This is a genomic window from Brevundimonas sp. NPDC055311, from assembly GCF_053645695.1.
Window position 1 is genome coordinate 777,757 of sequence record NZ_JBSHMV010000002.1, and the last position, 20,861, is coordinate 798,617.

At 69.0% G+C, this 20,861-nt stretch carries 17 protein-coding genes and 1 riboswitch; of the genes, 10 read left to right on the forward strand and 7 right to left on the reverse strand.

What is annotated here, in order from left to right:
* The first annotated feature begins 14 nt into the window (after nucleotides 1–14).
* The 5 genes from ACWIDZ_RS09535 (at nucleotide 15) to ACWIDZ_RS09555 (ending at nucleotide 7,881) form a co-directional block, all read left to right on the forward strand.
* A complete protein-coding gene (locus tag ACWIDZ_RS09535) occupies nucleotides 15–2,177 on the forward strand; it encodes an acylase (RefSeq protein ID WP_453990177.1) in 2,163 nt (720 codons plus the stop codon).
* 11 nt (nucleotides 2,178–2,188) lie between these two features.
* On the forward strand, nucleotides 2,189–3,703 hold the full coding sequence (locus ACWIDZ_RS09540) for a CRTAC1 family protein (RefSeq protein ID WP_453990179.1): 1,515 nt from the start codon (nucleotides 2,189–2,191) through the stop codon (nucleotides 3,701–3,703).
* A 226-nt stretch (nucleotides 3,704–3,929) separates the two neighbouring features.
* A complete protein-coding gene (gene dusA, locus ACWIDZ_RS09545; RefSeq protein WP_453990181.1) occupies nucleotides 3,930–4,964 on the forward strand; it encodes a tRNA dihydrouridine(20/20a) synthase DusA in 1,035 nt (344 codons plus the stop codon).
* Nucleotides 4,965–5,135: 171 nt separating this feature from the next.
* Nucleotides 5,136–5,960, forward strand: a complete 825-nt coding sequence (locus ACWIDZ_RS09550; RefSeq protein WP_346485859.1) for a sulfite exporter TauE/SafE family protein — start codon at nucleotides 5,136–5,138, stop codon at nucleotides 5,958–5,960.
* Between the two features lie 97 nt (nucleotides 5,961–6,057).
* Nucleotides 6,058–7,881: a methyl-accepting chemotaxis protein gene (locus tag ACWIDZ_RS09555; RefSeq protein WP_453990183.1), complete on the forward strand. Its 1,824-nt coding sequence runs from the start codon at nucleotides 6,058–6,060 to the stop codon at nucleotides 7,879–7,881.
* 211 nt (nucleotides 7,882–8,092) lie between these two features.
* Here ACWIDZ_RS09555 and metB read toward each other — a convergent pair whose 3' ends face one another.
* Nucleotides 8,093–9,271, reverse strand: a complete 1,179-nt coding sequence (gene metB / locus ACWIDZ_RS09560; protein WP_453990185.1) for a cystathionine gamma-synthase — start codon at nucleotides 9,269–9,271, stop codon at nucleotides 8,093–8,095.
* Nucleotides 9,268–10,332 (reverse strand): homoserine O-succinyltransferase MetX, encoded by a 1,065-nt coding sequence (metX, locus tag ACWIDZ_RS09565; RefSeq protein WP_346520131.1) that lies wholly within the window; start codon nucleotides 10,330–10,332, stop codon nucleotides 9,268–9,270. The genes metB and metX overlap by 4 nt, the downstream gene beginning before the upstream one ends.
* Nucleotides 10,333–10,414: 82 nt before the next feature.
* Nucleotides 10,415–10,541, reverse strand: a riboswitch (SAM riboswitch).
* A 455-nt stretch (nucleotides 10,542–10,996) separates the two neighbouring features.
* Here metX and ACWIDZ_RS09570 point away from each other — a divergent pair.
* The gene (locus tag ACWIDZ_RS09570) at nucleotides 10,997–12,733 is read left to right on the forward strand and encodes an amino acid kinase family protein (protein WP_453990187.1); all 1,737 of its coding nucleotides are present in this window, start codon (nucleotides 10,997–10,999) and stop codon (nucleotides 12,731–12,733) included.
* A 2-nt stretch (nucleotides 12,734–12,735) separates the two neighbouring features.
* Nucleotides 12,736–13,698 carry a homoserine kinase gene (locus tag ACWIDZ_RS09575; RefSeq protein WP_453990189.1) on the forward strand — a complete coding sequence of 321 codons (963 nt, stop codon included), beginning with the start codon at nucleotides 12,736–12,738 and terminating at the stop codon, nucleotides 13,696–13,698.
* Between the two features lie 3 nt (nucleotides 13,699–13,701).
* Here ACWIDZ_RS09575 and ACWIDZ_RS09580 read toward each other — a convergent pair whose 3' ends face one another.
* Both ACWIDZ_RS09580 and thrC read right to left on the reverse strand, forming a co-directional pair.
* On the reverse strand, nucleotides 13,702–14,448 hold the full coding sequence (locus ACWIDZ_RS09580; protein WP_453990191.1) for a glutaredoxin family protein: 747 nt from the start codon (nucleotides 14,446–14,448) through the stop codon (nucleotides 13,702–13,704).
* A 60-nt stretch (nucleotides 14,449–14,508) separates the two neighbouring features.
* Entirely contained in the window at nucleotides 14,509–15,897 is a 1,389-nt protein-coding gene (gene thrC, locus ACWIDZ_RS09585; protein WP_453990193.1) for a threonine synthase, read from the reverse strand.
* A gap of 177 nt (nucleotides 15,898–16,074) precedes the next feature.
* Between thrC and ACWIDZ_RS09590 the strand changes: the two genes are divergently transcribed.
* Nucleotides 16,075–17,019 carry an aspartyl protease family protein gene (locus tag ACWIDZ_RS09590; protein WP_453990195.1) on the forward strand — a complete coding sequence of 315 codons (945 nt, stop codon included), beginning with the start codon at nucleotides 16,075–16,077 and terminating at the stop codon, nucleotides 17,017–17,019.
* Nucleotides 17,020–17,084: 65 nt separating this feature from the next.
* Nucleotides 17,085–18,386 carry a DUF418 domain-containing protein gene (locus tag ACWIDZ_RS09595; RefSeq protein WP_453990197.1) on the forward strand — a complete coding sequence of 434 codons (1,302 nt, stop codon included), beginning with the start codon at nucleotides 17,085–17,087 and terminating at the stop codon, nucleotides 18,384–18,386.
* Nucleotides 18,387–18,407: 21 nt separating this feature from the next.
* Here the strand turns inward: ACWIDZ_RS09595 and ypfJ are convergent, their stop codons facing one another.
* Together ypfJ and ACWIDZ_RS09605 are read right to left on the reverse strand one after the other, a co-directional pair.
* Complete coding sequence (gene ypfJ, locus ACWIDZ_RS09600; RefSeq protein WP_338576671.1) at nucleotides 18,408–19,259, reverse strand: KPN_02809 family neutral zinc metallopeptidase; 852 nt, start codon at nucleotides 19,257–19,259, stop codon at nucleotides 18,408–18,410.
* A gap of 93 nt (nucleotides 19,260–19,352) precedes the next feature.
* Nucleotides 19,353–19,760, reverse strand: a complete 408-nt coding sequence (locus tag ACWIDZ_RS09605; protein WP_453990199.1) for a hypothetical protein — start codon at nucleotides 19,758–19,760, stop codon at nucleotides 19,353–19,355.
* A gap of 115 nt (nucleotides 19,761–19,875) precedes the next feature.
* Between ACWIDZ_RS09605 and ACWIDZ_RS09610 the strand changes: the two genes are divergently transcribed.
* Complete coding sequence (locus ACWIDZ_RS09610) at nucleotides 19,876–20,484, forward strand: type 1 glutamine amidotransferase domain-containing protein (protein WP_453990201.1); 609 nt, start codon at nucleotides 19,876–19,878, stop codon at nucleotides 20,482–20,484.
* A gap of 23 nt (nucleotides 20,485–20,507) precedes the next feature.
* Here ACWIDZ_RS09610 and ACWIDZ_RS09615 read toward each other — a convergent pair whose 3' ends face one another.
* The gene (locus ACWIDZ_RS09615) at nucleotides 20,508–20,855 is read right to left on the reverse strand and encodes a HesB/IscA family protein (protein ID WP_343831321.1); all 348 of its coding nucleotides are present in this window, start codon (nucleotides 20,853–20,855) and stop codon (nucleotides 20,508–20,510) included.
* Nucleotides 20,856–20,861: the final 6 nt, after the last annotated feature.

Below are 20,861 nucleotides of genomic sequence, written 5' to 3' on the forward strand. Positions count from 1 at the left end.
GAGAGGGGAAATCCATGCTGAGAGTTCTGCACCGGGCGACGTCCGCCCTGGTTATGGCGACTGTGATCGGCCTTGCGCCCGGCGTCGCCTTTGCGCTGGCCGAGCCGACCTCGACGCCGCAGGCGCCGATTGCGGCCTATAAACCGAGAAGCAATGAGATCCTGTGGGACGGCTACGGCGTCCCGCACATCTACGGGGTCGACGCGCCCTCAGCCTTCTACGGCTACGGCTGGGCCCAGGCGCGCAGCCACGGCGACAATATCCTGCGCCTGTATGGAGAAGCGCGGGGCAAGGGGGCCGAATACTGGGGACCGGATTACGAACAGACGACCGTCTGGCTGCTGACGAACGGCGTGCCGGAGCGCGCCCAGCAGTGGTATGCGCAGCAGTCGCCTGATTTCCGGGCCAACCTCGACGCCTTCGCGGCGGGCATCAACGCCTATGCGCAGCAGAACCCCGACGACATCTCGCCCGAGGTGCGGCAGGTGCTGCCGGTCTCCGGCGCCGACGTGGTGGCCCACGCCCATCGCCTGATGAACTTCCTCTATGTCGCGTCGCCCGGCCGCACCCTGGGCGAGGGCGACCCGCCGGACCTGGCCGATCAGGGATCCAACTCCTGGGCTGTGGCGCCGGGCAAGACGGCGAACGGGAACGCCCTGCTGCTGCAGAACCCGCACCTGTCCTGGACGACGGACTACTTCACCTACTACGAGGCGCATCTCGTCACGCCGGACTTCGAAATCTATGGCGCGACCCAGATCGGCCTGCCGGTCATCCGCTTCGCCTTCAACCAGCGGATGGGCATCACCAACACCGTCAACGGCATGGTGGGGGCCACCAACTATCGGCTGACGCTTCAGGACCGCGGCTATCTGTATGACGGTCAGGTGCGGCCGTTCGAGCGGCGTCAGGCCTCGTATCGCCTGCGTCAGGCGGACGGGTCGACGATCGACAAGCCGTTGGAGATTCGCTCCAGCGTCCATGGTCCGGTCTTCGAGCGCGCGGACGGCACGGCCGTCGCCGTTCGGGTCGCCGGCCTGGATCGACCGGGCATGCTCGAGCAGTATTTCGACATGATCACGGCCGACAGCTTCGACGACTACGAAGCGGCCATGGCGCGGATGCAGGTGCCGACCTTCAACATCGTCTACGCCGACCGCGAAGGGACCATCAACTACAGCTTCAACGGCGTGGCGCCCAAACGGGCCGAGGGCGACATCGCCTTCTGGCAGGGGCTCGTGCCGGGCGATTCTTCGCGTTACCTGTGGACCGAGACCCACCCGCTGGACGATCTGCCGCGCGTCACCAATCCGCCGGGCGGCTTCGTGCAGAACTCCAATGATCCGCCGTGGACGCCGACCTGGCCCGTCACCTACACGCCCAGGGACTTCCCCTCCTATCTGGCGCCCCAGACGCCGCATTCCCTGCGTGCGCAACAAAGCGTGCGTCTGATGTCCGAGAACGACGACCTGACGCTGGAGCGCTTCATGGCGCTGCAGTTGAGCCACCGCGCCGTCATGGCCGACCGCACCTTGCCGGATCTGATCCCGGCGGCCCTGATCGACCCCGATCCCGAGGTCCAGGCGGCGGCGCGCCTGCTGGCGGCGTGGGATCGCGAGTTCACCAGCGACAGCCGCGCCGCCCTGCTGTTTGAGGAATGGGCGCGTCTGTTCGCCGGTCAGTCTTTCGCCGGCCAGGCCGGCTTCGCCACGCCCTGGTCGCTGGATAAGCCGGTCAGCACGCCCTACGGCGTCCGCGACACCAAGGCCGCCGTCGATCAACTGCGGACCGCCATCGCCAACACCAAGCGCAAATACGGCGCGATCGACCGGCCGTTCGGCGACGCTTCACGCATGATCCTGAACGACGTGAATGTTCCGGGCGCCGCCGGCTACGGCAACCTGGGTTCCTTCCGGGTCTTCACCTGGTCCGATCCTGACGAAAACGGGGTTCGCACGCCCGTCCACGGCGAGACGTGGGTGGCGATGATCGAGTTCTCCACCCCGGTGCGGGCCTATGGCCTGATGAGCTACGGCAATTCTCGCCAGCCGGGCACGACGCACTACAGCGATCAGATCGAACGCGTGTCGCGCGCCGATTTCCGCGAACTGCTGCTGCGGCGAGAGCAGGTCGAGGCCGCCGTCCAGGAACGCACGCCCTTCAACTTCAAGCCATGAAAGGCCTGACCATGACACGACGGATTGGGTATTCGGCGGGCGCGGCGTCGCTGGCGCTGATGGTCGCCGCCTCTGGAGCGGCGGGGGGCGAGCCGGCCTTCACCTCGGTTCAGGTCGAGGGCTTTTCGGTTCCGGGCGCTCTGTCGAACGCCTGGGCGGACTTCGACAACGACGGCGACCTGGACCTGGCCGTTTCCTGGAAGAGCGGCGAAGTTCGCCTCTATCGCAACGATGGCGGCGCTTTCGTCAACATCGGCCCGGAGATGGGCCTGCCGACCTCGGGCATCGAGATTCGCGGGCTGAGCTGGGGCGACTTCGACGGCGACGGGTTCGTCGACCTGATGGGCGGATCGAACGTCATGGGCGATCGCGCGGCCAATCGCTCCTTCGTCTGGCGCAACGACGGCGGTCTGCGTTTTGTGGAGCAGGCCGAGACGCTGGGCCTTGTCGTGCCGGGGCGGATGAGCCGCCAGGCCAACTGGATCGACTACGACAACGACGGCGCGCTGGACTTCTATGCGGCGGACCGTGCAGGGCCGAACCAGCTCTTCCGCAATCAGGACGGCCGTTTCGTTCCGGTGATGGGGGAGGGCGGCGTCAACGACGTTCGCGCCACCGTCGGGGCCTGTTGGCTGGACTATGACCGCGACGGCGACCTGGACCTGTTCCTGGCCAACCAGTCCGGCTCCACCGACGCTTTGTGGCGCAATGACGGCGGCAGCTTCGTCGATGTGGCGCCGGCCCTGGGCATGGATCAGGCTGGGCGGGATCGCAGCACGGGCGGCGTCGGTTGCGCGGTCGGCGACTATGACAACGACGGGAACCTCGACCTCTTCGTCGCCGTCTATGGCGCGGACCTGCTGTACCGCAATAACGGCGACGGGACATTTTCCGAAGTCGCGGCCCAGGCCGGGCTGGACCACGGCGGCCACGCCGTGGCGGCGGCCTGGGGCGACTACGACAATGACGGCTGGCTGGACCTCTTCGTCACCCATTATGAAGGCGAGCCGGGCAAGCAGATTCCCGTCAACCTGCTCTACCGCAATCTCGGCGACGGCCGGTTTGAACAGGTCCTGACCCGCGAGAGCCTGTTGAACGCCGGCGATCACGGCGTCGAATGGATCGACTACGACAACGACGGCGCGTTGGACCTGTCGCTGACCGACGGATACGGCGACGAGGGCGGCCACTTCCTTTTCCATAACGATCTGGCTGAGCCGGCCCGCTCACGCAGCCTCAGCGTTCTGGTCCTGGACGAGGGCGGAAAGCGTATTCCGCCAGGCGCGGAAGTGCGGCTGTTTGACCGGGAGGGCCAAATTCTCGGAACCCGGCAGGTCTCGACGGGGGGCGGCTATAACGCCCAAAGCGCCGGTCCCGTGCATTTCGGCCTGGCCAGGATGCAGCCGGTTCGGGTCGAGGTCAGCTATATGGGCGGCAAGCGGGTCGTGATCGAAGATGTCGATCCTCAAGCCTTCACCGGCCGGCGATTGGCCGTGACGCCGGCGGGCCTGCTGAAGCAGCCATAGGCCTGCCGTCGCGATCACGAAGCGGCTGATAAGCGCCCCCCTTCGCCGTCGCCGAGATCGGCCCTCGGCCTTGGTCGCACGCGCGTCATCGCGTTTGCGGAAGGTCTCGCCTATATAGCGACCCTTCCGTGTCGTGCGGATCGGCCACGTTCCTGACGGGAGTTTCGAGGACGTCGTCGTTTCGCGTGCGCTCCGTGTGCGCCAGTGTTTTGATCTTTCTAGATAAATGACGATAAAACAACCGCATAGGCTATCCGTCGCGCCCATGATGGACTGGACCGACCGCAACTGTCGGGCGTTTCACCGTGCGCTGAGCGCGCGCGCCCTGCTCTATACGGAGATGGTCACGGCGCCGGCGGTGATCCACGGCGATCGCGACCGCCTGTTGGGCTTCGACGCGGTCGAGCATCCGGTGGCGCTGCAACTGGGCGGGTCGGACCCGGCGCAGCTGGCCGAGGCGGCGAAGATCGGCGAGGCCTATGGTTATGACGAGATCAATCTGAACGTCGGCTGTCCGTCGGACCGGGTGCAGTCGGGCCGGTTCGGCGCCTGTCTGATGCGCGAGCCGGAGCTGGTGGCCGACTGCATGGCGGCGATCAGGGAAGCCGTCAGCGTCCCGGCCACCGTCAAATGCCGCATCGGCGTCGATGATCAGGACCCGGAGATCAGCCTGTTCGCCACGGTCGACGCCTCGGCGGCGGTGGGGATCGACAGCTTCGTCGTCCACGCGCGCAAGGCGTGGCTGAAGGGGCTGTCGCCCAAGGAGAACCGCGACGTGCCGCCGCTGGACTATGCGCTGGTGCGACGGTTGAAGCGCGAGCGGCCGCATCTGACCATCTGCATCAACGGCGGGATCGGCGATCTGGATCAGGCCGAGGCGCATCTGAGGGCCGACGACGGGGTGCAGCTGGACGGCGTCATGCTGGGCCGCGCGGCCTATCACGAACCGGCGCTGATGGGGCAGGTGGATCGCCGCATCTTCGGCGAGGCGACGCCGGACGTGGACGTGTTCGAGGCGCTGGAGCGTTACCGCCCCTATATGGCTGCGCGGCTCGACGAGGGCGCCAATCTGGCGAGCATGACCCGGCACATGCTGGGCCTGATGCACGGCCGGGCCGGCGCGCGCGCCTTCCGTCGCATCCTGACCGTCGAGGGCGTGAAGCCCGGCGCGGGGCTGGAGGTCGTGGATCGCGCGGTCGAGGCCGTGCGCGAGGCCGAGGCGCGTCGGGCTCGGCTGGGCGAGACCGACGAAGCCGCCTGAAACTCAATTTCCGTCATTCTCCGGCAAGCCGCGCTGACCGCACCCAGCGGCGCCGGAGGGCGACCGTTGCGCGCCGCGCCTTCCGGTCTTGCTCTGCTCGCCGGGGGATGACGAAGGCCGGGGGCGCTTTCCGGTGATGACGCTGGCGGGTTGTACCGCTATGCCCAAGCTATGAGCGCGCTCCCCCTGTCCGAAATCGCCCTGATGCTCGCCGCCCTGGCTGGAGCCGGCGCGATCGCGGGCGTGATCGGCGGCCTGTTCGGCGTCGGCGGCGGGACGGTGCTGGTGCCGGCGCTGTTCTACGCCTTCTCGGTGCTGGGCGTGGGGGGCGAAAGCAATCTGCACGTCGCCATCGGCACCTCGCTGCTGACCATCGTCGCCACCTCGCTCCGGTCCCTGGCCACGCACCGCGCGCATGGGGCGGTGGACGAAACGGTCTTGAAGACCTGGACGCCCTGGGTGGCGTTCGGCGGCCTGGTCGGTGCGGCGATCGCCGGCTTCACCTCGATGGAGGGGCTGGCCGTCGTCTACGGCGCCTGCCTGCTGCTGGTCGCGACGCAGATGGGATTGACGCCCGAGCGGTTCACCCTGCGAAAGGATCTGCCCACGGGCTGGGGGCGGCGTGGCGTGGGCACGGGCATCGGCCTGCTGTCGGCCATGATGGGCGTCGGCGGGGGCAGTCTGGGCGGCATGACCATGACCTTGTGCGGGCGGCCGATCCACCAGGCGGTGGCGACGGCCTCGGGCTTCGGCCTGGCCATCGGGGCGGCGGCGGCCCTTGGCTTCACCGTCTTCGGCTGGGATGCGCCGGGGCGGCCGCCCTTGTCGCTTGGCTACGTCAATGTGCCGGCGGCCGTCATCATGGGGCTGCTCACGGCGCTGACGGCGCCCTATGGGGCGCGGCTGGCGCACCGGCTGGATCGCAAGATCCTGCGCCGAGCCTTCGCCGTCTATCTGCTGCTGACCGCCCTGTCGGTGGTGCTGAAGGCGCTGTGACCGCGATTAAGTAGATGCCCGCAGGCGGGCGCTAACACTTTGCGAACAGGCGCAGGTTAGGAGCGGTGCTGAACCTCCCTCCCCGAGCCTTGAAGTCATGCTGCAGAACCTGTCCGTCCCCAAGAAGCTGATCTTGTCCTTCATGGCGGTGATCGCGGCGTGCGGGGCGGCCACCCTGATCGTCCTGTGGTGCGTGGCGTCGCTGCAGCGCGCCGATGCGGCGGACCTGACCTCGCGTGAGGTGATGAAGGCGTCGGACCGTCTGATGGCCGCCGCCGTCGAGCAGCAGAACGCCATGCGCGGTTACGTCGCCAATCGCGACCCCGGCTTCGTCGAGGCCTTCAACCAGGGCGGCGCCGATGTGAAGGCGCGGATGGCGGACCTGGCTGCGTCCGACGTCGAGGGCGCTTATGCCGGCGAGCAGCAGAGCCTGATCGCCGCCGCCGCCGCCTTTGAAAAGAGCGCCTCGGACGTCATGGCCCTGGCGCGCGATCCGGCGACCCAGGGCGCCGCCCTGGCCCAGGTCGCCTCGGCGGCGCGCCTGACCGACATTCGCCAGGCGGTCGGGTCGATCCGCGAGAAGGAGGCCGTTCAGGCCCAGGCGCGCGCCGAAGCCAAGGCCTCCGCCTTCACCCAGGCCTACGTCGCCTTCGCCATCGGCGGAGTGCTGGCGCTGGGCATCGCCATGACGGCGGCCCTGTGGCTGATCGGCGCCTTGAGCCGCCCGGTGGAGGCCATGACCCGCGCCATGGGCCGTCTGGCCGGCGGCGATCTGAACGTCGCCATCCCGGCGGTCGGCCGTCGCGACGAGATCGGCCGCATGGCCGACGCCGTCCTGACCTTCAGACAGAACGCCGAGGAGAAGGTGCGGCTGGAAGCCGAGGCCGAGGCCGCGCGCCTCGCCGCCGATGCTGAACGCGAGGCCCAGGCCGAGCGCGACGCCGAGGCCGCCCGCCAGCAGGCCCGCGTGGTCGAGGGCGTGGCCAGGGGACTGGATCGGCTGTCGCACGGCCAGTTGGCCTTCCGTCTCAACGACCCGTTCGCGCCGGAATATGAAGCCCTGCGCGCCGACTTCAACGCGGCGATGGACAAGCTGCAGGGCGTGATGCGGGTGATCGTCGAACGCGCGGCGGCCATCGGCGCCAGCGCCCGCGAGATATCACAGGCCTCCGACGACCTGTCGCGCCGCACCGAACAGCAGGCGGCCAGCCTGGAAGAGACCGCGGCCGCCCTGGAGCAGATCACCGCCACCGTGGCGCGCTCGGCCGAGGGCGCGACGGAGGCGGGCGGCGTGGTGCGCGGCGCCCAGTCGGAAGCGGTCGAAGGACAGGCCGTGGTCAGCCGCGCCATCGCCGCCATGGGCGAGATCGAGCGCTCTTCGTCCGAGATCGGGGCCATCATCGGCGTGATCGACGAGATCGCCTTCCAGACCAATCTGCTGGCGCTGAACGCAGGCGTCGAGGCGGCGCGCGCGGGCGACGCCGGTCGCGGCTTCGCCGTCGTGGCGTCGGAGGTTCGCGCCCTGGCTCAGCGTTCGGCCTCGGCGGCCAAGGAGATCAAGACCCTGATCAACGAGTCGGGCCGCCAGGTCGGGACGGGCGTCGCCCTGGTCGGCGACACCGGCCATGCGCTGGAGCGCATCGCCGGTCAGATCCAGCGCCTGACCGTCATCGCCGAAGAGATCGCCGCCTCCTCGCAGGAGCAGTCCAGCGGTCTGCAGCAGGTCAACATCGCGGTGAACCAGATGGATCAGGTCACGCAACAGAATGCTGCGATGGTCGAACAGTCGACCGCCGCCAGTCACGCCCTGGCCTCCGACGCGGTCGAGCTGGACCGCATGATGGGCCAGTTCGCCCTGGACGACGCTCGCGATCTGGACGCCCGCGGGCGGATGGAAGCCCTGGCGCGAGCCGTGGCTTAAGCGCTGAATTCTCTCTCCCCTTCATGGGGAGGGTGGTCGCGTAGCGGCCGGGTGGGGAGGATGATCCTGACACCCGCCGTCATTCTCGGGTCAAGCCCGAGAATGATGGCAAGATAGAAGACGCGCTCATCGTCCCGCCGCCCCCACCCGACTTCGCCTTGCAGGCTTAGCCACCCTCCCCATGAAGGGGAGGGAGAAGCGCGCCTGGCGCTTACGCCGCCGCCTTCAGCGACACCGCGTCCAGCGCCTGGGTCAGGTCGGCCAGGATGTCGTCCTGATGCTCCAGCCCGACCGACAGGCGCAGCAGGCCGTCGGTGATGCCTGCCGTCACGCGCGCCTCGGGCGTCATGGCGGCGTGGGTCATGGTGGCCGGGTGGGCGACGAGGCTTTCGACCCCGCCCAGGGATTCGGCCAGGGTGAAGACCTCCAGCCGCTCGATCACCTGGCGCACCGCCTCGGTTCCGCCGTTCAGTTCGAAGCTGAGCATGGCGCCCGGCCCCGACTGCTGGCGCGCCGCCAGATCATGACCAGGGTGGCTGGTCAGGCCCGGATAGTGGACGGCCTTGACCGCCGGGTGCAGCTCCAGAACCGCCGCGGCCAAGCTGGCCGTCGCCTGCTGGCGCTCGATACGGGTGAACAGGGTCCGCAGCCCGCGCAGGGTCTGATAGGCGTCGAACGGCGAGCCGGTGACGCCCAGGCAGTTGGCCCACCAAGCCAGCTGTTCATGATCGGCCGGATCGGCCGCGATCACGGCGCCGCCGACCACGTCGGAATGGCCGTTGATGTATTTGGTGGTCGAGTGGACCACGATGTCGGCGCCCAGCTCCAACGGCCGTTGCAGGGCCGGCGACAGGAAGGTGTTGTCGCACACCACCTTGGCCCCCACGGCGTGGGCGCGGCGACAGACCTCGGCGATGTCGGTGACGCGCAGCAGGGGGTTGGACGGGGTCTCGACCAGCACCAGCTTGCAGCCGTCGGCCAGGGCGGCGTCCAGGGCGGCGCCGTCGTTCTGATCGACGAAGGCGACGCGGAAATGCCCCTTCCTGGCGCGGGCGCACAGCAGGCGGTGGGTGCCGCCGTAGCAATCGTGCGGCGCGATCAGCAGGTCGCCCGGCTCCAGCAGGCTGAGCGGCAGGTCGACCGCCGCCATGCCGGTGGCGGTGACCACAGCGCCGGCGCCGCCTTCCAGCTCGGCCAGGGTCTCGGCCAGCACGTCGCGGGTCGGATTGCCCGAGCGCGAATAGTCGTATTTGCGCGGCTGGCCGAAGGCGGCGAAGGAATAGTTGGACGACAGATACAGCGCCGGCATGACCGCGCCGTGGGCCGTGTCCGTATCGACGCCCGAGCGGGCGGCGATGGTGCGGGGATCGGCGGGACGGGCGCGGCTCATTGGTCGATGTCCTTCAGTACGGAGGTCAGGATGTCGGCGACCAGGGCGTCTTCCTTCAGGAAGGCGTCGTGGCCGTAGACGGAGGGGTGCTGTTCGAAGCGCCAGAGATTGGGCAGGCGGTCGGCCAGCTCCCTCATGTCGTCGATGGGGCACAGGCGGTCGGTGGTGAAGCCGACCAGGGTGACGGGGGCGGTGATCGCCTCGGGCTCGACGCGGTGGCGGTCGATGGAGTCCGACAGGCTGAGCCAGCGGGCGGGGGTGGTGCGGTCGCGATAGGCCCGGCCGCGCGCCTGTAGATAGTCGCACACCGGATAGGCCTGGCCCGCATGGCTGGGGGCCTCGGAATCGAAGCGGTCGCCGAACTCTTCCTGGGTGCGATAGGTGGTCATGGCCAGTTCGCGCGCCAGGCCGACGGCCTGATCCACGCGGCCGGTCTCAAGACCCAGTTGCAGGATGCGGCGCTGGATGCCGCGCCAGGCGGTGGCCAGCGGGTGGGGCCGGTGGGCGGCGGACACGACCACCAGCTGCTCGGCCCAGTCGGGGAAGATCTCGCCGAAGGCCAGGGCGATCATGCCGCCGTAGGAACAGCCGACGAAGGCGGCGACCTTCTCCACCCCCAGATGGTCCAGCAACAGGGCCAGCAGCCGGGCCTGATCCTGGGTGGTGATGGTCAGCGGCGTTTTCGGCTCCTTCACGCCTTCGCCGAATTCGGGTGCGAAATCAAAGGCCAGGACGCGGAAGCGGGTCAGGTCGATCGGCGCGCGCACGCCCACGGCGCCGGACCACCAGCCCAGCCCCTTTGTCTCGGTGCGGTGGACGTAGCGATCGGCGGAAATGCCGCCCGCGACCACGATCAGGGGGGCGTCAGCCTTGCCGTGCAGGCGGCCGATGACCTGTTTCTGGGTCAGGGTTCCGCCGAAATCCAGTTCGAAACCATCGGGGATCGGAACCACGACGTCGTGGGCCCCGTCGCGTTGCAGCAGCTCGGACGGACGGCGCGCGGAAGCGGGACGACAGGCGGGCTCTTCAGCGGGAGCGGGGTCGATCAGGGCCAGGGTCATGGGTCTCGGTCACTCAGCAGATACGGCTCGCCAAGGAACCCATGCAGTGACAGACCTGTGGAGCGTCGCCTCGTCGATGCTCCACCCATCTCTCGCGGTCCTATCAGGCAAGCCCGAAGAACCCCGCAGGAGTTGGCACCGTTTCGGGCGGAACCCGATGGTTGCCCCGGCGTCAAAGGGCCTAATCCCTCAGCCGGTCTTGATGAGTGAGCTTACGGTGCGGTTGCGAAGAGCGCCGGTCAAGCGAAAAATTTCACCCCGTTTCACTGAAAGCACCTCGGTGTGATGGTGAAATAGGCCCATTGAGGCGATGTCGCGAAAAATTATTCCGACACGGGGTTGACGCGGCGCGGCGCCCTGGCTCACCCTAAGGCACGATTTTCAACCGGACGCCGCCTGTGCCTTACCGCCTCGCCAGCATGAAGACGACCGCGATCGCCGCCTCGGCGACGGGCCTCTTCGCGTCCATGATTACCACCACCGGTACCACCACCATGCCCTTGCGGGCGGGGACCGGATGATGCGCGCCGTCTAGGCGAGACAACGCAGAAAACCGATCACCCGCCCGGACCTCCGGGCGGGTTTTTTATTGGCCCGAACCCACCTCCGATCACCGCCGACTTCTCTCGAAATCCTCCCAGATCCAGCCTTCAGGAAACCGCCCATGTCCGCCTCTCTCGCCCTCGTCGCCGATCAGTCGAAACCGGTCGCAGCGCTCGTCCCCTCCGCCGATGTGGTGGTGCTGAAGTTCGGCTCCTCGGTCCTGCGCGACGCGTCCCAGGCCCCCGCCGTCGCTAGCGAAATCTACGGCCACGTCCGCGCCGGGCGTAAGGTTGTGGCGGTGGTTTCGGCCCTGGCCGGGCAGACGGATCAGCTGCTGGCCGACGCCCGCAGCCTGGGTCTGGATCACGAGAACGAGCTGCTGCCCGCCTATGTCGTGCTGGGCGAGGAAAAGGCCGCCGCCCTGGTGGCCGTGGCCTGCGACCGGGTGGGGCTGGACGCCGTCGGCCTGTCGGTGCGCGAACTGGGCATCGTTGCGGAAGGCCCGGCCCAGCACGCCCGCCCCGTATCGCTGAAGGGCGAGCGTCTGCATCAGGCCCTGGTTGAGCATGAGGTGGTGGTGGTTCCGGGCTTCGGCGCGGTGCGTTCGAACGGCCGGGTGGCCCTGCTGGGCCGCGGCGGATCGGACCTGACGGCGGTGGTCCTGGCCGCCGAACTGGGTCTGAAGCGGGTGCGTCTGGTGAAGGACGTCGACGGCCTCTACGACCGCGATCCGGCCTCGGAAACGGGCACGCCGCTGCGCTATCGCCGCGCCAGCTGGGACACGGCGCGTCAGGTCGGGGGCGCCCTGGTCCAGCATGACGCCATCGACCTGGCCGAGGCGCGCGGCGTCGACATCGAAGTCGCCGCGCTCGGCCGCGCCGAAGGCACGATCGTCGGCGAACGCGGCGCGCCTCCGGGCCCGGTGCAGGCGGCGGCGCCGTTGAAGGTCGCCGTGGCGGGCTGCGGCGTCGTCGGCGGCGGCCTGCTCAGCCGCCTGCTGCCGGACAGCCGCTTTGAAGTGGTCGGCGTCCTGGTCCGCAACCCCTTGAAAAAACGTGACGTATCGGCGCCCGCCGAACTGTTCACCAATGACGTCGAAGCCCTTCTGGCCAAGAAGCCGGACCTGGTGCTGGAGGCCCTGTCCGAGGGCGAGGCGGGGCACGCCCTGATCCGCCGCGCGCTGGAGGCGGGCTGCGACGTCGTCAGCGCCAACAAGCAGGCCGTGGCCCGCGATCCCAAGGGGCTTCAGGCCCTGGCCGACGTCAATGGCTGTCGCGTCGCCTGGTCGGCCTCGGTCGGCGGCGGCTCGCCGATGATCGAGACCCTGCGCGCCGCGCGCGCCGCCGGTCCGGTGGTCGGTTTCGAGGCGGTGCTGAACGGCACGGTCAACTTCATGCTGCAACGTCTGGGCGAGGGGGCGACCTTCTCCGACGCCCTGGCCGACGCCCGCGCCGCCGGTTTCGCCGAGGAAGACCCCTCGTCGGACCTGGAAGGCTTTGACGCCGCGGCCAAGGTCAAGCTGCTGTCGTTCGAGGCCTTCGGCCGCTCGCCCGAGGACCTGCCGCGCGACGTGCTGGCCGCCGAGACGCCGCTGGGCGAGGCGCCGGTGCGCCAGATCGGAGCCTGCTTCGAGCGCGAGGGCGCCCTGGACGCCTATGTCCGTCTTGACGGCGCGCTGGAGGACGCGCTCTTCCTGTCGCTGAACGGAGAGCGCAACGCCTTGAAAGTCTATGGTCAGGACGGCCGGGTGTGGACGTGCAAGGGGCGCGGCGCCGGGCGCTGGGCCACGACCGAGAGCGTGCTGGCCGATGTCGCCGACGTCATGCGCGCCCGACGCGCCGCTGCGGAGCTTGTCTAGTCATGGCCGTCTTCACGCCCGTCACACCGCAACAGGCCGACGACTATCTCATGCGCTACCCTCTCGGCGGGTTGGTCGAACTGACCCCGATCGCCGAGGGGGTCGAGAACACCAACTATCGCCTGGTGACGGAGAAGGGCGCCTATGTCCTGACCCTGTTCGAGGGGCGGACCGAGGCCTCGGCCCTGCCGTTCTGCCTGGGCCTGACCGGGCGGTTGGCGGCTCAGGGCTTTCCGACGCCCGCGCCCGTCGCGGATCATCGAGGCCAGGTGATCGGCCGTCTGAACGATCGCGCCGCCGCCATCGTCGAATGGACGCCCGGCGCCTGGAAGCGCCAGCCGACGGACAAGGATCAGTATCGCGCCGGTCAGGTTCTGGCCCTGCTGCATCTGGACGCGGCCGACTATGACGGCGTGCGCGACAACCCGGTCGGGCCGCGCGCCTGGGCGGACCTGGCCGCGCGCTGCGATACGGTGGCCAGAGGCGAGGACCGCCGGATGCTGGAGCAGATGCAGCGCCTGCTGCCCGATCTGGCCCGGCCGTGGAGCGATCCGGCCTTGCCGCGCGGGCCGATCCACGCCGACTACTTCCCCGACAACGTTCTGTTCGCGACGAATGAGCATGGGGCGACGGATGTCGGCGGGGTGATCGACTTCTACTTCGCCTGCGTCGACGTGCTGGCCTATGACCTGGCCATCGCGCTGAGCGCCTGGGGGTTCGACGCCGAGGGACGGCCTCTGCCGTCGGCTCTGCGCGCTTTCCAGAAGGGCTATGAGTCGGTGCGGCCCCTGTCGGACGCCGAGCGCCAGGCCCTGCCGGAACTCGGCGCGGCGGCGGCGGTGCGCTTCACCCTGACGCGCCTGCACGACCGGCTGTTCCACGACCCGACCAATCTGGTCACGCCCAAGGACCCGGCGCCCTTCTTCCGGCGGCTGGACTACTGGAAGGCGGCGGAGCCCGCGTAGGTCTCACATACGCGCCAGCATCCATACGGCCATGGCGATCATCATCAGGTTCTCGGTCAGCGACAGGAAGCCGAGCGGAACCTTGCTGTCCCCGCCGACGCAGGCGCACTTCAACTCGCGCCTGTCGATATAGACGGCCTTGAACACCGAGGCGGCGCCGATGCCGCCGATGAAGAGGGCGACGGGCGCGGATAGCCAGGTGAGGGCGTGGGCAGTCATCAGCACCCCCGCGCCCGTCTCTGCGAAAGGGTAGACCCAGCCGTAGGGAACCCAGCGCCGCGCCAGAAGGTCGTAGTTCAGGAACATGGTGGCGAACCCGTTCAGGTTCTGCAGCTTCAACATGCCCAGGACGCACATGCTGAACGAGATGAACCACTCAATCGTCCGGCCGGTCAGCGGCGCGCCATAGGCGGCATGGCTGGCGGCCAGCGCCGTCAGAGCCGTGACCGCGAAGACGACCAGAACGGGCGTATAGCTGGTCGCCTCGGGGTCGCGCACCCGAAGACCGAAAAAGCGACGCAAGTCGTCGAAGCCGCCGATGCGGCGCCCGTCGATGAAAGTCTGGGGCGTGGTTTTCACCCCATGCTCGGCCTTGAAGGCGTCGGTCGCTTCGCGGGTCTCCAGCCAACGGTCATCGACCTGATAACCTTTGGATTTCAGCAGGTGTCGCGCTCTCAGGCCCCAGGGGCAGACATGATCGGGCATGACCATGCGATAGAGGACAGCGACGGGACGTGTGTTGCGAGGCATCGGCGTCTCCTTCGCCGATGACAACGAACCAGGACGGTTCAGGCTCCTCCGGGGATGGCCCTACCCGGCGAACCCCTTCACCGCCGCCAGGGCCGCTTCGGGCGTGTTCTCGATCACCGTCAGCCGCTCGGGACGGTCGCCCAGGGCGCGGATGACAGGCGCCGGTTCCGGCTCGACGCCGATGACGTCCGAGACGAAGGCGCCGAACTTCGACGGATGGGCGGTGGACAGGGCGACGATCGGCGCGCCGTTACGGTCCAGACGACGCGCGGCTGCTAGCGCTACGGCCGTGTGCGGGCAGACGACGCGGCCCCAGGCGGCGTGGGCGTGGGCGATCTCGGCCCTGGTCGTAGCCTCGTCGACCGAGACGGCCGACACCTCGGCGCGCAGGGCGGCCAGCAGGTCGGGGGGCAGGGTGACGGCCCCCTCGCGCGCGAAGGTTTCGAACACGGCGCGGGTCGTCTCGGCGTCGCGGCCGGAGGCTTCATAGACCAGACGTTCAAAGTTCGACGGCGCCTGAACGTCCATCGACACGCTGCCGCTCTCGACCGCCGGGCGGCGGGCGTAGACGCCGTCGTTGATGGCGCGGGCCAGGGCGTCGTTCTGGTTGACGGCGGCGACGAAACCGGCGGCGGGCAGACCCATCTTTTTGGCGGCAATCCCGGCGAAGGCGTCGCCGAAATTGCCGGTCGGCACCACGAAGGTCGCCGCCTGGCCCAGCTGGGCCGTGGCCGAGACGTAATAGGGAACCTGGCCCGCCAGGCGGCCCCAGTTGATCGAGTTGACCGAGGACAGGCGGCCTTGTTCGCGTAAGCGTTCCTCGGCCAGCAGGCCCTTCACCAGACGCTGGCAGTCGTCGAAGTCGCCGCGCACGGCTAGGTTCAGGACGTTGTCGGCCTCGACCGTCGTCATCTGCTTGCGCTGCACCGGGGAGACGCGGTCCAGCGGGTGCAGGACGACCAGTTTGATGCGCTCGGCGCCTGCAAAGGCGCGTACGGCGGCGGCGCCGGTGTCCCCGCTGGTGGCGGTCAGCAGGGTCAGGGTTTCGCCCGTCGCGGCCAGGGCCTCGTCCGACAGGGCGGCCACCAACTGCATGGCCAGATCCTTGAACGCCGCCGTCGGGCCGTGGAACAGCTCGAGCACGAAGAGGCCGGGCTCCAGCTCGACCAGCGGCGTCACCAGCGGATGGTCGAAGCCCTTGGTCAGGCGGTCCAGGGCGCGGTCCAGCGCGCCCGCAGGCAGGGCGTCGCCGATGAAGGGCGTCATCGCCGCCTTGGCGATCTCGGCGTAGCTGCGGCCGGGACGCGTGGCGTCGGCGGGCAGGGCGGGCCAGGCCTGCGGCATGTAGAGGCCGCCGTCCGGCGCGATGCCGCGCAGCAGGGCGTCGCTGAAGCGGGTCGGGGCGGCGTCGCCGCGCGTCGAGATGTAGCGATCAGGGGAGGTCGTCATATCGGGGTCGTTTCTAGCCGCGATCCGGCGCTTCGTCATGATTATTTTGCGCATGCGAAAGGAATTTTCGCGAGATGACGCAACAACCTGGCTCAGCGGGCGGCGGGCGCACGCCTTGACCGCGCGGGGCGGGAAAAGGGGCTGGCGTCGCGCGGCGGCCCGGTTCATGTCAGACGGATGAACCGCCGTTCCCTCCTTATTCGCGCCGGGGCCGCCGCCGCCGCCGTCGGCGGCGGGCTGTGGCTGAAGGATCATGTGCTGTGGCGGCGACCCAGGGTGACCTTCGGCGCCGATGGGACCAGCGGCTGGCTGGGCTTCGTCGTTCCCCGGACCCTGTTGCCGACGGTGCGCGTGCGCCTTGCGGGGCGAGATCTGACCGCCCTGGTCGACAGCGGGGCCCAGTATTCGGTGATCGACCGCCGACTGGTGGCGGAACTGGGGTTGGACAACCTCTTCGACATGCCCCTGATCGCCTATGGCGTGGACGGGCGCGCCCAGATGGGGCGGGGCGTGACCCTGGATCTGGCCGTGGGGGCGGCGCGCGTCGGTCGCCTGCGCGCCGGGATTCTGGATCTGGGCCCCCTGTCGGAGGAGGAGGGGCTGGGAGCGCCCCTGATCCTGGGGCAGGACCTGCTGATGGAGGCGGCGCTGGAGATGGACCTGCGCCAGCGGCGCCTAAGGCTGATTGATGCGGCCCAAAGGGCGCCGTCGTCCGCCTATCGCCCCCTGCCGGTGCGGCGTTCGGGCACCGCCCTGGTCGCGCAGGCCGTGGTCGAGGGCGCGCCGGTCAAGGCGGTGGTGGACACTGGGTCGTCCGCCCTGCTGGCCCTGAGCGAGGGCGTCGCGCAATCGGCGGGCCTGCTGGACGGTCGGCCCGAGCGGGTCGGGTCGAGCATCGTCCTGGGCGGGGTGGCCAGGGCGCGGATGATCCAGGCCCGGACCGTGGTCCTGGGTGACGAGACGTGGCGCGATGTGACGACCGCCGTCTACGCCGATCAGGCCTTGCCCAACTATCCGGACGCCCTGTTGGGCATGGAGGCTTTCGCGGGTCGGGACGTTATTCTGGATCTCAGCGACGGACAGCTTCACCTCGCGCCGTTGATGGATGTGACCATTGTTTAGTTTTGTCCTCTCCCCGGTGGGAGAATCCGTTTCGTTCGCGGCTTGAAGGGGGATAAGCGGCCGACATGACCGCCTTGCCGTCCATGACATCGGTGTCGCCTAGCCAGAGGCTGGAGAGTCTGGATCTCCTGCGCGGGTTCGCCCTGTGCGGCATCCTGCTGGTCAACATCATGATGATGGGCGGCTTCTGGGGCCAGTATCATCCGGATCTGCCGCCGACCCTGGCCAACCCCGACTGGTCGGCGTGGATCATCCAGCACCTGTTCGTACAGGGGTCGATGCGGGGCCTGTTCACCCTGCTGTTCGGCGCGGGGATGCTGCTGATCACCCTGCGCGGAGAAGACGGACGCGGCACGATCCAGGCGGCTGACGTCTATTTCCGACGCTGCATGGCGCTTCTGGCGCTGGGCGTGTTCAACGCCACCATCCTGCTGTTTCCGGGGGACATCCTCTATGTCTACGGCCTGTCGGGATTCCTGCTGTTCGTGTTCCGCACCGCGCGGCCGCGCACGCTGATCGCCCTGTCGGCGGCCCTGCTTCTGCTGCTGACGGTCGAGTCGACGGTGGTCGGGGCCTATCAGGCGATGGAGGCGCGACAAGGGGCGGATCTGGCCAGCCAGGCGGAGACGGGCGCGGCCCTTTCGCCCGCCGACGCCGAAGCCTTGAAAGCCTACGTCCGCGCTCAGGAGGCGCAGAGCCTGTCGCCGGAGACCCCCGTCGAGGAAACCGCCGTACGCACGGGGAGCGCCCTGGGCCTGCTGAAATGGAGCGTGCGGACCTGGCTGGACTACGCCGCCTCCAGCTACACCATCACCCTGGTCATTGAATCGGTCGCCTTCATGTTGCTGGGCATGGCGTTGTTCAAGCTGGGCGTTCTGGGCGGGGCGCGGTCGCTGGGCTTCTATCTGGCCCTGGCGGGCGGCGGTTACGCCCTCGGGCTGGCGGTCAACGGGGGACAGGCCGTCATGCTGTGGAACAGCCAGTTCTCGTCCGAATCCTGGGCGGCGCAGACCAGCTATGAACTGGGGCGTTGCGCCATGACGCTGGGCCATGTCGGCCTGCTGCTGTCGCTTTGGAAGATGAACATGCTCGGCTTCGTGGGGCGGGCCTTGCGGAGCCTGGGCCGGATGGCCCTGACCAACTATCTGGGCCAGTCGGCGATCGCGGGCCTGCTGTTCTATGGTCTGGGCCTATGGGGCAGACTGGACTGGTGGGGCCTGTGGGGCGTGGCGGCGGCGATCTGGGTCGTCCAGATGATCTTCAGCGCGCTCTGGCTGCGAGCCTTCAACATGGGGCCTCTGGAATGGGCGCTGCGCTGGTTCGCCTACGGGCGGCCCTCGCCTCTCAGACACGCCAAGGCCGCCTGACTTCCCAGGTCTAGGGCCGGCCTAGAGTTGGGAGAAGGTGTCGCAGGCGGCCGGATCGCCGGTCTGATAACCGCGCTGCAGCCATTCGACCCGCTGGGCCGAGGAGCCGTGGGTGAAGCTTTCCGGCGAGACGCGCCCGCCGCCGCGGCGTTGCAGCGCATCGTCGCCGATGGCCTGGGCGGTCTTCATGCCCTCCTCCAGATCGCCTGGCTCCAGCGCCACCTCTCCATTCGAGACGACGGCGGCGTTGCGGGCCCAGACTCCGGCGTAACAATCGGCCTGAAGCTCCAGGGCGACGGAATAGCGGTTGCCCTCCGCCTGGCTGCGCGCCGACCGCTGGGCCTGTTGCACCTGCTGGCTGGCTCCCGTCAGGGTCTGGACGTGGTGGCCGAATTCATGGGCGATGACATAGGCCTTGGCGAAGTCGGCGCCGGACGCGCCCAGCTTGCTCTCCATCTCGCGCCAGAAGCTGAGGTCCAGATAGACCTTCTGATCCGCCGGACAGTAGAACGGCCCCATCGCCGCCTGGCCGTAGCCGCAGCCGGTCTGGGTGCCCTGTTCGTACAGGACGGTGGTCGGCGCGGTGTAGCCTTTCAGCTTCGTGCGCCAGACGTCGTTGATGTTGGAGCCGACGACTTCGACGAACTGGCCGGCCTGATCCTCGGGCGAGCCCATCTGGCCCTGCTGTTCCGCCTGGCCGGCGCCGCCGAACTGGCTGGCCAACTGCTGGGTGGTGTTGGGGTCTATGCCGAAGACGAAATAGCCGATGGCCGCCAGCACCAGGACGCCGATGCCGCCGCCCGCGACCGCGCCTCCGCCCATGCCGCGCCGATCCTCGACCCCGCCGCCGCGTCGTCCGCCCTGCCAACGCATCTGTCGCTCTCCGCTGTGCCGTCCATCTCAAGCTAGGCTGAAACGCAGGGCGAGGTGAAGAGATGCAAATGTAACGCTCTTGATCCTTGGGGATCAGTGTGGTTGTCGGTTCAGCCAGGCGTCGATCTCGGGCACGCCCGCCGCGCCCTGATCGACGGGCGGCGAAAGGGACGCCGGCGGGGGCAGGGGCGCAGGACGCGGCGTATAGGCCGTCGCGGGGGGCGTCGGGGGAGCCGGACTCCGCGCGGCCTCCAGCTGGCGCAGGGCGCGGTCCGTCTGAAGCCGCTGCCGCGCGGCGTCGGCCTCGCGCTGGTCGGCCTGCAGCCGCAACTGCTCGATCGCTTGCCGATGCTGTTCGGCGGCCGCCGCATGAGGGTCGTAGCCGGGCGGCGGCGGACCGGGCCAGCCCGGCCAGGTCTGCGCCTGGGCCAGACCGGCCGCGCCCCACTGGACGACGATCTGGGCGACGATCAGCGACAGGATGAGCGGGATACGGCGCATGGGATGAAGATGGGCGCTGCGTCCCGCCGCGCCAAGCGGGGCCGCAACCTCTGGTCGGACGAGCGGTTAAGGGCGGACGCCCCTCGCCATTTCCCCTCATCTCAAGGAGCCCGTCATGCCCGACAACGCCGACAAGACCCTGGCTGGAAAGACCATCGCCGTCCTGGCCGCCGACGGCGTCGAGCAGATCGAGCTTCAGGAGCCGGTCAAGGCGCTGCGCGCGGAAGGCGCGACGGTCGAGGTGATCTCGCTCGAACCGGGCTGGATCCAGGGCTTCGACCACCTGACGCCCGACGAGATGATCGCGGTCGACCGGACGCTGAAGACGACGGACGCCTCCCTCTACGACGGTCTGGTCCTGCCGGGCGGGGTGGCCAACCCGGATCGGTTGCGCACGGAGGAGGCGGCGCTGAAGTTCGTCCGCGCCTTCTTCGATGCGGGCAAGCCCGTGGCCGCCATCTGTCACGCGCCCTGGATTCTGATCGAGGCGGGCGTCGCCGAGGGGCGGACCCTGACGGCCTACAAGTCCATCCGCACCGATCTGCGCAACGCCGGCGCCGAGGTGGTGGACAAGGAGGTGGTGGTCGACGACGGCCTGATCACCAGCCGCTGTCCCGATGACCTGCCCGCCTTCAACGCGGCGATGGTCGAGGTCTTCGCCGAGCCGCCGCGCCGCAGCGGACGCAGGGCGGCGTCCGACGAGACGCGGCCGTCAGCCCACTAGGCCCGACCCGTCAGGTCAGCGCGTCAGATCGAGAAGCTGACGCCGCAGCCGCAGCTGGAGGCGGCGTTGGGATTGCGGATCACGAACTGGGCGCCGGCCAGTTCGTCGACGAAGGCGATCTCGGAATCCTTCAGGAAGGGGACGGAGACCGCGTCGATGACCACGGCCTGGCCGTCGCGGCGCACCACCAGGTCGTCGGCCTCGGGGCCGTCCACCAGCTCGAAGCGGTACTGGAAGCCCGAGCAGCCGCCGCCGTCGACGGCGACGCGCAGCAGGACGGGTTTGCCTTCCGCCTCGGACAGCCGGGCCAGACGGCGCGCGCCGCTTTCGGCCAGGACGATCCCCTCGGGCGACCGGGTTGCGACCGACAGCGACAG

Bases quoted from the DNA above. Each gene is read 5' to 3' on its own strand.
- dusA (WP_453990181.1), top strand. From the start codon at position 3,930: ATGACGATAAAACAACCGCATAGGCTATCCGTCGCGCCCATGATGGAC.
- ACWIDZ_RS09610 (WP_453990201.1), top strand. From the start codon at position 19,876: ATGCCCGACAACGCCGACAAGACCCTGGCTGGAAAGACCATCGCCGTC.
- metB (WP_453990185.1), bottom strand. From the start codon at position 9,271: ATGAGCCGCGCCCGTCCCGCCGATCCCCGCACCATCGCCGCCCGCTCG.
- ACWIDZ_RS09540 (WP_453990179.1), top strand. From the start codon at position 2,189: ATGACACGACGGATTGGGTATTCGGCGGGCGCGGCGTCGCTGGCGCTG.
- ACWIDZ_RS09590 (WP_453990195.1), top strand. From the start codon at position 16,075: ATGAACCGCCGTTCCCTCCTTATTCGCGCCGGGGCCGCCGCCGCCGCC.
- ACWIDZ_RS09570 (WP_453990187.1), top strand. From the start codon at position 10,997: ATGTCCGCCTCTCTCGCCCTCGTCGCCGATCAGTCGAAACCGGTCGCA.
- metX (WP_346520131.1), bottom strand. From the start codon at position 10,332: ATGACCCTGGCCCTGATCGACCCCGCTCCCGCTGAAGAGCCCGCCTGT.
- ypfJ (WP_338576671.1), bottom strand. From the start codon at position 19,259: ATGCGTTGGCAGGGCGGACGACGCGGCGGCGGGGTCGAGGATCGGCGC.
- ACWIDZ_RS09555 (WP_453990183.1), top strand. From the start codon at position 6,058: ATGCTGCAGAACCTGTCCGTCCCCAAGAAGCTGATCTTGTCCTTCATG.
- ACWIDZ_RS09550 (WP_346485859.1), top strand. From the start codon at position 5,136: ATGAGCGCGCTCCCCCTGTCCGAAATCGCCCTGATGCTCGCCGCCCTG.
- thrC (WP_453990193.1), bottom strand. From the start codon at position 15,897: ATGACGACCTCCCCTGATCGCTACATCTCGACGCGCGGCGACGCCGCC.
- ACWIDZ_RS09580 (WP_453990191.1), bottom strand. From the start codon at position 14,448: ATGCCTCGCAACACACGTCCCGTCGCTGTCCTCTATCGCATGGTCATG.
- ACWIDZ_RS09605 (WP_453990199.1), bottom strand. From the start codon at position 19,760: ATGCGCCGTATCCCGCTCATCCTGTCGCTGATCGTCGCCCAGATCGTC.
- ACWIDZ_RS09535 (WP_453990177.1), top strand. From the start codon at position 15: ATGCTGAGAGTTCTGCACCGGGCGACGTCCGCCCTGGTTATGGCGACT.
- ACWIDZ_RS09575 (WP_453990189.1), top strand. From the start codon at position 12,736: ATGGCCGTCTTCACGCCCGTCACACCGCAACAGGCCGACGACTATCTC.
- ACWIDZ_RS09595 (WP_453990197.1), top strand. From the start codon at position 17,085: ATGACCGCCTTGCCGTCCATGACATCGGTGTCGCCTAGCCAGAGGCTG.